The sequence below is a fragment of the Arthrobacter sp. P1_A5 genome (assembly GCF_056406825.1).
In genome coordinates this window covers 1-11,289 of sequence record NZ_JBFTZL010000124.1, presented here as the reverse complement: position 1 = coordinate 11,289, position 11,289 = coordinate 1, and the positions used below count along the sequence as shown (strand labels likewise).

The window sequence follows — 11,289 nt, the reverse complement described above, 5'->3', positions numbered from 1 at the left end:
TGCCTGAACAGGAGTTCGGCCCGGTAGACGTTCCCGACGCCGGCAATCACCTTTTGGTCCATCAGCAGGGCCGCCAGCGGTGTACGTTTGGCCGCCACGGTGGCGCTGAAGGCGTCCCGGTCGCCGGGAAGGTTCCGCAACGGGTCCGGGCCGAGCCGCGCCAGTACGGCCGCCGCTTCCGCGTCCGTGATCGCCTCGCACGTGGTCGCGCCGCGGAGATCGGCCCAGCCGTGCGCGCCGGCGAGCCGGACGCGGACGGCACCGACCGGCGCGGGCGGGCCCTCATATGAGGCCGGCCCGGCCGCCTCAGCGTCGTCGTAGACTTCCCGCTCCCCCACCTTCCGGGGCGCGCCGATGCTGGAGGCGCCGCGGAAGGTGGCGTCGCCGCCGAAATCCCAGGCGCCATAGAGGCCCAGGTGGACGTGCAGGAGAAGCCCGTGCCCGAACTCCAGGAAGAGGTGCTTCCCGTGCGCCACGGAACTGACGAGGGTGTGGCCGTCCAGCAGCGCAGCGCCCTGGGCAAACCGGCCCTGCGGACTGGAGACCGCGAGCCGCTCCCCCGCGAAGACGTCCCCGAACTGGCGGGCCAGACGGTGGACGGAATGCCCCTCCGGCACTAGTCGATGACCTCGCCGGTGCGCTCGTACGTGGCGATCTTGCCGATCCGGCGGACGTGGCGCTCATCGTTGCTGAAAGGTTCGGCCAGGAACGCCTCGATGATTTCCGTGGCCTCGTCGACGCTGTGCTGGCGGCCGCCGACGGCGACGACGTTGGCGTCGTTGTGCTCACGTGCCAGCTGGGCCGTGGACAGGTTCCAGGCCAGCGCGGCCCGGACGCCCTTGACCTTGTTGGCGGCGATCTGCTCGCCATTGCCCGAGCCGCCGAGGACGATGCCGAGGGCGCGGGTTCCGGCTTCCTGGTCCGCGACGACGGCGAGGGCGGCGTTGATGCAGAACGACGGGTAGTCATCCAGGGCGTCGTAGACCTTCGGTCCGTGGTCCACCACCTCGTAGCCCTTGGCGCTGAGGTGGCTGACCAGGTGGGCGCTGAGCTCCATTCCGGCGTGGTCGGTGGCAATGTGCACGCGGGGCAGGTCAGAAATGGTCACGGCTGTTCCGTTCGGTTGCGGCGCCGGGCGGCGGCCGGGGCGGGTGGGGTCTGGTCCAAGCGTACTAGGCCGGGCCTCCCGGGACCGTGCTGCAGCCCGCCGGAACCCTCACTGGACGGTCGTGTTACACAGGCCCGGCACGCCGTCGTACTCCACCGTCTTGCCCCACCGTATAGCTCCACCGGGGACCGACACTGAGGACCGACACTGAGGACCGACACCGCGGTGCTAGACGGCGGGGGTCCCGCCGTTCCGCCGGGCCCTGTCCGCCACCCGGGACAGCGTTTGGGCGATATTGTCCGCCGCGGTGGCACTGCCGCCGCTGACCGCCAGCCGGCGCCCGTCCGAGCGGTCGATGACCACCGCGGGGCCGCTGCTGACCAGCATCGCGGTGGTGTTGCCATGGGTCCGGTAGCCCCACCCGCCATAGTCCGCCGCCGTGACGTCCCTGGGCGTCGCGGCGTCGATGGCCGCGGCCGGAACCTCCATGACCCGGACGAAGCCTGCCGCGAAGACGTGGAGGCCGCCGCGGTCAACCCGGATCCGGGCCACCAGGAACGCCGCGGCCACCAGGGCCGCCGCCACCAGGAGGACAGACAGCCACGGCACGGCAATGGTCAGGAGGGCGGCCGGCAGAAGCGTTGCGATGCCGAGCATGACGAAGATGGAGCTGCGGGCGTGGACCCAGAGGCTGACCCGGTCCCTGGCCAAATCCGGATCCTGTTCGCGCTCAAGGGCCTGCCGGACGGCGACGTCGTCATCGACGGACCAGCGCTCGTCGGCCTTGAAGACAAAACCCATCACGATGCCCAGGCCGAGGGCCGCGCCGCTGCCGAGCGCCAGGACCGAGACATCCACATGGGATCCCCGCGCATCGGGCAGGCCCAGCTGGCCCACGAGCACCGCGGCAAGGACTGTGGTGACGAAGAGGCTCATGGACAGGCCGGCGCCCATCATGATGCGGCGCATCATCGCGGGGCGCGACAGCGGCACGGCCTGCAGCAGCACGGCCCAGCCGATCACCACGATCAGCGAGGCTCCGGCTCCCGCGACTGTCACGAACGGCGCGAAGTCGGCGGCACCGGCGGCGGTCCAGCGGACGGCCAGCGGCTCGGGCAGATCCGGGCGCACCAGAAGCGCACACACCACGAATCCTGCCGCCAGCATCAGGGGGAAACCGATGGCAAAGCGCAAAGCCCTGGCATCGACGGAGTCACGGATCTTTCCCATGCTCCAACGCTACCCCGGACGCACCTTGATGGATCTGGGGACGTGCGCGCAGGTCAGGAGGTGGACGGGAAGCAAATGTGGGATCAGACACGTAGTCCGGCGCCCGGACCTCGCCACGACCAAGAAGAGATCGCCGGGGCAGCGTCAACGTGGCCGCCCCAACCGCACCCATCTGACACGAATGGCCGCCAAGGGCATCGGCTTAGCGGCCATTCGTGGCAAATCGTGGAGTGGGCGCCGAGGCCTTGGGGCCGGTTGTGACCGGGCTAACTTGCCAAGGGCCGCTAACGTGAAAGAATAATTTCACAGTATCGCCGGCGACCGCGGCCGCGGCCGGCCGGCAGTATCCATCTTCTTCTGGAGGCCCCTTTGCCCGGTATGAACCTGACCCGCGCCGAAGCCCGCGAGCGCGCCGCCCTGATCGACGTCGATTCCTACGAGGTCAGCCTGGACCTGACCCGCGGCGAGAAGGTCTTCGGCTCCACCACGGCCGTGAAGTTCCGGGCCAAGCCCGGCTCGTCGACCTTCATCGACGCCGTTACCCACGCCGTGCACAGCGTCAGCCTCAACGGCCGCGAACTGGATCCGGCCGAGGTCTCCGACGGCGTCCGGATCCAGCTCCCGGACCTCGCGGCCGAGAACGACCTGCTGGTAGTCGCCGAAGCCCCGTACATGAACACCGGTGAAGGCCTGCACCGCTTCGTGGATCCGGTGGACAACGAGGTCTACCTGTACACCCAGTTCGAGGTCCCGGATTCGCGGCGCATGTTCGCCGTCTTCGAACAGCCCGACCTGAAGGCCAGCTTCACGTTCACCGTCACCGCCCCCTCGCACTGGGATGTCGTGTCCAACTCCCCCACGCCGGTGCCGGTGGAGACCATCCCCGGCGCGGATGGGGCCGCCCGCTCTGTCTGGGAGTTCACGCCGACACCGCGGCTGTCCTCCTATGTCACCGCGCTGATCGCCGGGCCGTACCAGTCAGTGCGCAGCGAGGTCACGTCGGCGGCGGGCAAGGTCACCCCGCTGGGCATCTTCGCCCGCAAGTCGCTCATGCAGTACCTCGATGCGGACAACATCTTCGAGCTCACCCGGCAGGGCTTCGAGTTCTTCGAGGCCCAGTTCGGCTGCCCGTACCCGTTCGAGAAGTACGACCAGCTCTTCGTGCCGGAGTTCAACGCCGGCGCCATGGAGAACGCCGGGGCCGTCACCATCCTGGAAGGCTACGTCTTCCGCGGCAAGGTCACCGATGCCCAGGTGGAACGCCGCGCCATCACCGTGCTGCACGAGCTCGCGCACATGTGGTTCGGCGACCTCGTCACCATGCGCTGGTGGAACGACCTCTGGCTCAACGAGTCCTTCGCCGAATATATGTCCCATCTGGCCGCCGTCGAGAACACTGAGTTCGGCCACGCCTGGACCACGTTCGCGTCCGTGGAGAAGTCCTGGGCCTACCGGCAGGACCAGCTGCCTACCACGCACCCGATCTTCGCCGAGATCAACGACCTCCAGGACGTCGAGGTGAACTTCGACGGGATCACCTACGCCAAGGGCGCGTCGGTGCTGCGCCAGCTCGTCGCCTGGGTGGGCCCGGAGCAATTCATGTCCGGGGTGCGGGAGTACTTCAGCAAGCACGCCTGGCAGAACACCGAGCTCAGCGACCTCATGGCCGAACTCGAGAAGGCCAGCGGCCGCGACCTGGAACAGTGGGGGCAGCTCTGGCTGGAGACCGCCGGCGTGAACACCCTGACACCGGAAATCTCGGCGGCCGCGGACGGCACCATCGAGTCCTTCGCCATCGTGCAGTCGGCGATCGAGAGCGAACCGACCCTGCGCCCGCACCGCCTCGCCGTCGGCTTCTACAACCTCAACGGCGCCGGCAAGCTGGAGCGGGTGCACCGCGAGGAGCTCGACGTCGACGGCGAGCGCACCGAAGTCCCGGCCCTGGCCGGCCTGGCCCAGCCGGACCTGATCCTGCTCAACGACGACGACCTCGCCTATGCCAAGGTGCGCCTGGATCCGAAGTCCCTCGCCACCGCAACGGCGCACCTGAAGGACTTCAGCCAGAGCCTCCCCCGCACGCTCGTGTGGGGCTCGGCCTGGGATGCGGCGCGCGACGGCGAGTCCCCGGCCCGGGGGTATGTGGAGCTGATCCTCGCCAACATTGCCGAGGAATCCGATTCTTCCGTGATCCTGGTCCAGCTCCGGCAGCTGGCCACCACGCTGACCTTCTACGTGGCCGAGGAGCACCAGGAGGCGACCGCCGTGGCCGCGGCCGACAAGCTCTGGGAGCTCGCCTCGGCGGTGCCGGCCGGCTCGGACGCCCAGCTGCAGTTCGTGAAGTCCTACGCCCTGCTGGCCCGCAGTGCCGGGCAGCTGGACACGGTCTCGGGGCTGCTGGACGGCTCACTCACCCTCGACGGGCTGAGCGTGGACCAGGACCTGCGGTGGGAGCTGCTGGCTTCCCTCGTGGCCGGCGGCCGCGCCGGGCAGGAGCGGATCGACGAGGAACTGGAGCACGACAACACCTCCAACGGCCAGAACGCGGCGGCCCTGGCCAAGGCCGCCATCCCCACTCCGGAGGCCAAGGCCGCGGCCTGGGAATCGATTGTGGTCAAGGGCGATCTGTCCAACGCCCTGCAGGGCTCCGCGGTGACGGGCTTTACCCGGGTCCTGGACACGTCCCTGCTCGAGCCGTACGCCGAGAAGTACTTCGAGGCCGTCCCGGGCATCATGGCAAGCCGCACCCACGCGCTGGCCTCGCAGATCGTCGTCGGGCTCTACCCGGCCCAGCTGACCACGCAGGCCACGGTGGACCGCACGGATGAGTTCCTGGCCTCGCTGCCGGAAGGCAGTGCCGCGCTGCGCCGGATGATGCTGGAGAACCGCGACGGCGTTGCCCGCGCACTGCGCGCCCGCCAGKCCGACGTCGGCTAACGACCAAGGCACCGGACCCCCGGCAAGCCTGGAACCCCGGCGCCGCCCTTGTGCGGCGCCGGGGTTCTGTCGTTCTAGGCTGGAGTCATGAGCCTTGACGAACATCACTATGCGCTGACCGTCCGCTGGACCGGGAACCGCGGGGCCGGGACGTCCTCGTACCGCGGTTACTCTCGGGACCACGACGTCGAGATCCCCGGGCTGCCGGTGCTGCGCGGCTCGGCCGATCCGACCTTCCACGGGGACCGGGAGCGCTACAACCCCGAACAGCTGCTGCTGGCCGCGCTCTCGCAGTGCCACATGCTCTCCTTCCTGCACGTGGCCGTGAAGCACGGCGTTGTGGTGACGGCCTACGAGGACCGGGCCGAGGGCCTGATGCGGACCAACCGGGACGGCAGCGGGCAGTTCGAATCCGTCACGCTGAGGCCCCGGGTGACGGTGGCGGAAGCGGCGGCACCGGATGTCCTTGAGGAACTCCACGTGGAGGCCAACAAGGTCTGTTTCATCGCCCGCAGCGTGAATTTCCCGGTGTTGCACGAGCCGACGGCTGTGGTGGAGGGCCAGGCTGACTGAATAGTTTTCAGGCGGCGCCGTCAGCCGGGCAGGCCGAGGCCTCTGTCCGGTACCCGGACACCAGCCGGCGCTCCGTCTCCGGGCTCATGCCGGCCTTGCGTTCACGGCCGAGTCCGCGGCGGCGTTCATCCGCCAGGGTGTCCCGCAGCGTGTCCATCCAGGGCCGGAGCCGCAGCCCTGCTGTCCGGGCAGCATCGTTGCTGCGGGTCGAGAAGCCCTCGTGGCCTGGCGGCAGCCACAGCGGCAGCGAGTCCGGGCCGGCCCAGTAGTTCGCTCCGTGCGACGCCAGCCAGTCCTCGGGGGCGACAACCACCTCGGAGTCGGCGTCGGCGAGCTGGCGGGCTTCCTCCAGATAGGCGGCAAAGGGCACCGGCTCACCGACGGCGTTCAGCGCCCCAGTGGTTCCGTTCCCGGCGGCGGTGAGGATCCAGGCAGCGAGATCGCGGACGTCGATGATCTGGGTGGCGTCGGCGGGGATGTCCGGGACCAGGACGGGATCGTTGTCCCGGGCGAATCGGGCCGGCCAGTACCCGTAGCGGTCGGAGCCGTCCCCGGGTCCGCCGATCAGGCCGGCGCGGCAGAGGTGCGCCTTGCCGCCTGCCAGTTCCCGGGTCAGGTGCTCGATCRCGGACTTGGCCTCGCCGTAGTTTTCCATGGTCAGCTCCGTGCCCGGAGCCAGCGGCGGGAGCACCTGGGCGTCTTCGGCCTCGGCGGCCACTGAGTTGTCAGCGTAGACCGAGCAGCTGGAGATGAAGGTCCAGTGCCGGGCCGAGCCGGCCAGCGTCTCGAGGGCCTCACGTGCCTGGTCAGGGTCCCGCGAGACGTCGACGACGGCGTCCCACGCGCCGCTGCCGGCGGCCCCTTCGTACGCGGTCTTCCCCTGCGATCGGTCCGCGCGCAGCCAGGTGGCGCCGTCGGCGGCGCGGCGGCGGAACCGCGGGCCAGGCATGTGACGTCGTGCCCGGCGGCGAGGGCCTGCCGGGCTACTTCAGTTGACAGGAAGGCCGTGCCGCCAAGGACCAGGATGCGCATGGGGCCACGCTACGGCGCTAATGTTGAAGTAGACCAGAGYGTTATGCGCCCGGCGAACGCMRGCCGCCTWTCCGGACGCCCAGCCCYGCTGCCGGCCGGCAGCAGGGCTGCAGTAAACAAGGAGTTTTCCCYCRCCGATGATCAGCCTKACCACCATCGAACCAATCACCGCACCGGACATCTCGGCTGTCAACCTGCCAGGTGGCCTCATCAGCCTGGGCATCGGCGTCGCCGTGTGGCTGGCGGCATCCTTCGTGATCACCGGAATCACCAAACGGGTCGCGGCGGGCAGCACACTCTTCAAGAAGTCGCACTTCCGCTGGGTCGCYCCGGCGTTCCGCGCCCTGGACCACGAACGCCGCGTCCAGCGGGCAGAGACAATCGGCGCACTGCTCCGCAGCGTGGTCGGCGTCCTGATCGCCGTCCTCACCATCGTGTACGTGCTCAAGTACCTGAACGTGGACGTGGCTCCCATCCTGACGAGCGTCGGGATCCTCGGTGTGGCCATCGGCTTCGGTGCCCAGCAGTTGATCCGCGACTTCCTCGCCGGCATCTTCATTACCTTCGAGGACCAGTACGGCATTGGCGACATCATCGAGACTTCCGAGGTGGTGGGCACAGTCGAGGCCATGAACCTGCGGATCAYCCGGGTCCGGGCCGACGACGGCACCATCTGGTACCTACGCAACGGCGAAATCCTGCGCGTGGGCAACCGCTCCCAGGGCACGTACATTCCGCCCGAGACGTCCCCGGCAGACGAGGCCGACAGCGCACCCCAGCAGAAGGCCGGAGAATAGTGAAATGACGATTCCCAGCGCCAGCGAACCCAGCCAGCCCAGGCAGCTGCTGCAGAACGATCCGTTCAGCCAGCCCGGCTACACGGACAACTTCTATGACGCCGTGGGCGGCCACGAGACCTTCGTGAAGCTCATCGATGTCTTCTACGACGGCGTCGCAACAGATCCGCTGTTGCGCGCCATGTACCCGGAAGAGGACCTTGGCCCGGCGAGGCGCCGCTTCCTGATGTTCCTGGAACAGTACTGGGGCGGGCCGACGACGTACGGCGAGGAGCGCGGGCATCCGCGGCTGCGGATGCGCCACATGCCGTTCCGGGTGACACCGGAGGCCAAGGAACGCTGGCTGTTCCACATGCGTGCCGCGGTGGATGCCCTGGAGCTGCCGCCGCTGTACGAGGGAACGCTCTGGGACTACATGGAGCGGGCAGCCCTGTCCATGGTGAACAGCCCGTCGGAGGGCTGAGCGAGGAGGGCGCCAGAGCTTCCTAGAGCCCGGTGCCGGTCCGGACCAGCACGTGGCCGCGGGTGCCGCTGAGCCGGAACCAGCGCCCGGCCCGGTAGAGCCGCTGCTCGCTCTCTGCCAGGAAGCCCAGGGTGAGCGCGGCGAACGCGGCCCCGGCCGGCAGGCCGCCGGCGTCGGGCAGTTCCCGGCCCCAGACCGTTGCCCTGGCGTTGTTGACGATCAACGCACCGGGCTTGTCCGGAATGATCGCGGCGATCTCCCTGATCCCGGCCTCCGCTGCGGTACGCAGGGCGGCGTCCTGGACGGTGCCGAGCAGTTCCCAGCCGGTCCGCGGCGCGCCGATCCCGGCCCACGACTCGCTGACGGTCACCGGCGGGACGGGAAGTTCGACATCGTGCGCCCCCGCCCGTGCCAGACGGTCCAGCACGGCGGACAGCGGCACTGTCACGTCAGTGTCCGCCGRCTGAGCCAGCGCCATGGTCCGCAGGCCCAGGATGGTGGGGGTGGATTCGCCCAGGAGCCGGGGCCGCAGGACACAGACGTAGGCGGCCAGGACGGGGCCCGCGGCCTGGAGCCGGATGGCGCCGTCGTCAATGGACTTGGCGCGCGTCGCGAAGGTGCGCAGGTCGTCGAGGTCGCGGGGATCGGTGAACTGCAGGGGCTGGGTTAGGACATCAGACACACTACTGACTCTACCGGCTGCGCTTCTTTGGAGCGGCGCTGGACGCCGTCTAGAGTCAGACCATGACTGAAGCCGAAGCCGGACTGTTGGGGCTCCCGACCCAGGACCCCACCTCCTCGCTCATCCAACTTCTCAACCTCGGCGAGCTCGAGGGCGCCCGGACGGACGAGGACATCTTCATGGGTCCCTCCCAGCAACAGCCCAAGCAGCGCGTCTTTGGCGGCCAGGTGCTGGCGCAGTCCCTGATAGCCGGCAGCCGCACCGTCGATCCGGACCGCAGCGTGCACTCCATGCACGGTTACTTCCTCCGGCCCGGAGACGCCAACAAGCCGATCACCTTCGGTGTGCAGCGCCTGCGCGACGGGCGGTCGTTCTCGGCCCGCCGGGTCCACGCCTATCAGGAGGGCATGCCCATCCTGTCGATGATCGCGTCCTTCCAGGCCGAGGACGAGGGGATCGAGCACCAGTCCGAGATGCCCGCCGGGATCCCGGACCCCGAATCGCTGCCGAGCACGGCCGACCTGCTGGGCAAGTTCGATCACCCCGTGGCCCGGCACTGGGCCTACGAGCGGCCGTTCGATATCCGCCACGTCGATCCGGCGCTGTATGTCTCGGCCAAGGGACCGCGGGAGGCCCGCAACGCCGTGTGGATGAAGACCTTCGGCCCGATGCCCGACGACGCCGGCCTGCACCGGGCGGCCCTGGCCTACGCGAGCGACTACACCTTGCTCGAATCCATCCTCCGCAGGCACGGCATGAGCTGGATTACGCCGGGGATGTCCGTGGCAAGCCTGGACCACGCCATGTGGTGGCACCGGCCGGTCAGGGTCGACGAGTGGCTCCTGTACGTCCAGGAATCGCCCAGCGCCCAGGGCGCACGGGGCCTCGCGACGGGCAAAATCTTCAGCCGGGACGGCCGGCACGTGGCGACGGTGGCCCAGGAAGGCATGATCCGCGTCCCGAACGACTTCAAAAACACCGACCTGAAGAACACCGCGAAGGGCGCCGTGCAGGCCGCCGTCTGATCGAGGGCGCTGCAGCACCTGATCCGCAAGGCCAAGGGCTGCCAGTACTCCCCCGTCCGGCGGCTGGGACACGGTGTCCTCGGCACACGGCGTCCTCGGCGCACAGGCCCACCGCACACAAAAAGCCGGCTCCCCCTGAAACAGTTCAGGCGGGAGCCGGCTTTTTCGYGGCGCTGTAAGTCTTGCGGGCTTAGTCGCGGGTGAGGCGGCGGTGGGTTACCCGGTGCGGCTTGGCCGCATCCGGGCCCAGGCGCTCGACCTTGTTCTCCTCGTAGGATTCGAAGTTGCCCTCGAACCAGTACCACTTGGACGGGTTCTCCTCGTCGCCTTCGTAGGCGAGGATGTGGGTGGCCACCCGGTCAAGGAACCAGCGGTCGTGCGAGACGACGACGGCGCAGCCCGGGAATTCGAGCAGGGCGTTTTCGAGGCTGCTGAGGGTTTCGACGTCGAGGTCGTTGGTCGGTTCGTCGAGGAGCAGCAGGTTGCCACCCTGCTTGAGGGTCAGCGCCAGGTTGAGGCGGTTGCGCTCACCACCGGAGAGCACCCCGGCCTTCTTCTGCTGGTCCGGGCCTTTGAAGCCGAAAGCGGCCACGTAGGCGCGGGACGGCATTTCGACGTGGCCGACCTGGATGTAGTCGAGGCCGTCGGACACGACTTCCCACAGGGTCTTGTTCGGGTCGATGCCGCCGCGGCTCTGGTCGGCGTAGGAGATCTTGACGGAATCGCCGATCTTCAGTTCGCCGCCGTCGAGCGGTTCCAGGCCCACGATGGTCTTGAAGAGGGTGGACTTGCCGACGCCGTTGGGACCGATGACGCCGACGATGCCGTTGCGGGGCAGGCTGAAGGACAGTCCATCGATCAGGGTGCGGTCATCGAAGCCCTTCTGGAGACCCTTGGCCTCCAGCACGAGTCCGCCCAGGCGCGGGCCCGGCGGGATCTGGATCTCTTCGAAGTCGAGCTTGCGGGTACGGTCTGCCTCGGCAGCCATTTCCTCGTAGCGGGCCAGACGGGCCTTGGACTTGGTCTGGCGTCCCTTGGCGTTGGACCGGACCCATTCGAGTTCCTCGGTCAGGCGCTTGGCCTGCTTAGCGTCCTTCTTGCCCTGGACTTCCAGGCGGGCGCGCTTCTTCTCCAGGTACGTGGAGTAGTTGCCCTCGTACGGGTACAGGTGGCCGCGGTCCACTTCGGCGATCCACTCGGCCACGTGGTCGAGGAAGTACCGGTCGTGGGTTACGGCAAGGACGGCACCGGAGTAGCTGGAGAGGTGCTGTTCCAGCCACAGCACGCTCTCGGCGTCAAGGTGGTTGGTGGGCTCGTCGAGGAGCAACAGGTCCGGCTTCTGCAGCAGGAGCTTGCACAGCGCGACGCGGCGGCGCTCACCACCGGAGAGCAGGGTGACGTCGGCGTCGGCGGGCGGGCAGCGCAGTGCGTCCATAGCCTGTTCC

The 11,289-nt window shown here is 68.7% G+C and carries 10 protein-coding genes and 1 pseudogene; 5 read left to right on the top strand and 6 right to left on the bottom strand.

Annotation, left to right across the window (positions count from 1 at the left end; translation table 11 throughout):
• The 3 genes from AC1D1S_RS15190 to AC1D1S_RS15180 all read right to left on the bottom strand — a co-directional run.
• A partial coding sequence (locus AC1D1S_RS15190) for a DNA-formamidopyrimidine glycosylase family protein (protein ID WP_476994827.1) occupies nt 1-617 on the bottom strand: 617 nt, incomplete at its 3' end.
• Entirely contained in the window at nt 617-1,108 is a 492-nt protein-coding gene (locus tag AC1D1S_RS15185) for a ribose-5-phosphate isomerase (RefSeq protein ID WP_028277845.1), read from the bottom strand. The genes AC1D1S_RS15190 and AC1D1S_RS15185, both read right to left, overlap by 1 nt.
• Before the next feature lie 228 nt (nt 1,109-1,336).
• Nucleotides 1,337-2,338, bottom strand: a complete 1,002-nt coding sequence (locus AC1D1S_RS15180) for a hypothetical protein (protein ID WP_243177219.1) — start codon at nt 2,336-2,338, stop codon at nt 1,337-1,339.
• 378 nt (nt 2,339-2,716) lie between these two features.
• Between AC1D1S_RS15180 and pepN the strand changes: the two genes are divergently transcribed.
• Both pepN and AC1D1S_RS15170 read left to right on the top strand, forming a co-directional pair.
• Complete coding sequence (pepN, locus tag AC1D1S_RS15175; protein ID WP_476994828.1) at nt 2,717-5,272, top strand: aminopeptidase N; 2,556 nt, start codon at nt 2,717-2,719, stop codon at nt 5,270-5,272.
• A gap of 87 nt (nt 5,273-5,359) precedes the next feature.
• Nucleotides 5,360-5,845, top strand: coding sequence for an OsmC family protein (locus tag AC1D1S_RS15170; protein WP_243177217.1), 486 nt, complete (start codon nt 5,360-5,362; stop codon nt 5,843-5,845).
• A 7-nt stretch (nt 5,846-5,852) separates the two neighbouring features.
• Here AC1D1S_RS15170 and AC1D1S_RS15165 read toward each other — a convergent pair.
• A pseudogene (locus tag AC1D1S_RS15165) lies at nt 5,853-6,877 on the bottom strand (NAD-dependent epimerase/dehydratase family protein).
• Between the two features lie 137 nt (nt 6,878-7,014).
• Between AC1D1S_RS15165 and AC1D1S_RS15160 the strand changes: the two are divergent.
• Nucleotides 7,015-7,674: a mechanosensitive ion channel family protein gene (locus AC1D1S_RS15160; RefSeq protein WP_476994826.1), complete on the top strand. Its 660-nt coding sequence runs from the start codon at nt 7,015-7,017 to the stop codon at nt 7,672-7,674.
• 4 nt (nt 7,675-7,678) lie between these two features.
• Complete coding sequence (locus AC1D1S_RS15155; protein ID WP_243177214.1) at nt 7,679-8,137, top strand: globin; 459 nt, start codon at nt 7,679-7,681, stop codon at nt 8,135-8,137.
• 22 nt (nt 8,138-8,159) lie between these two features.
• Here AC1D1S_RS15155 and AC1D1S_RS15150 read toward each other — a convergent pair whose 3' ends face one another.
• A complete protein-coding gene (locus AC1D1S_RS15150; RefSeq protein WP_476994825.1) occupies nt 8,160-8,819 on the bottom strand; it encodes a DUF8185 domain-containing protein in 660 nt (219 codons plus the stop codon).
• Between the two features lie 62 nt (nt 8,820-8,881).
• Here AC1D1S_RS15150 and AC1D1S_RS15145 point away from each other — a divergent pair, with 62 nt between their 5' ends.
• Nucleotides 8,882-9,844 carry an acyl-CoA thioesterase gene (locus AC1D1S_RS15145; protein ID WP_243177212.1) on the top strand — a complete coding sequence of 321 codons (963 nt, stop codon included), beginning with the start codon at nt 8,882-8,884 and terminating at the stop codon, nt 9,842-9,844.
• Between the two features lie 190 nt (nt 9,845-10,034).
• On the opposite strand, the gene ettA is transcribed toward AC1D1S_RS15145, so the two are convergent.
• The coding region (ettA, locus tag AC1D1S_RS15140) for an energy-dependent translational throttle protein EttA (RefSeq protein WP_476994824.1) at nt 10,035-11,289 on the bottom strand (1,255 nt) is incomplete at its 5' end.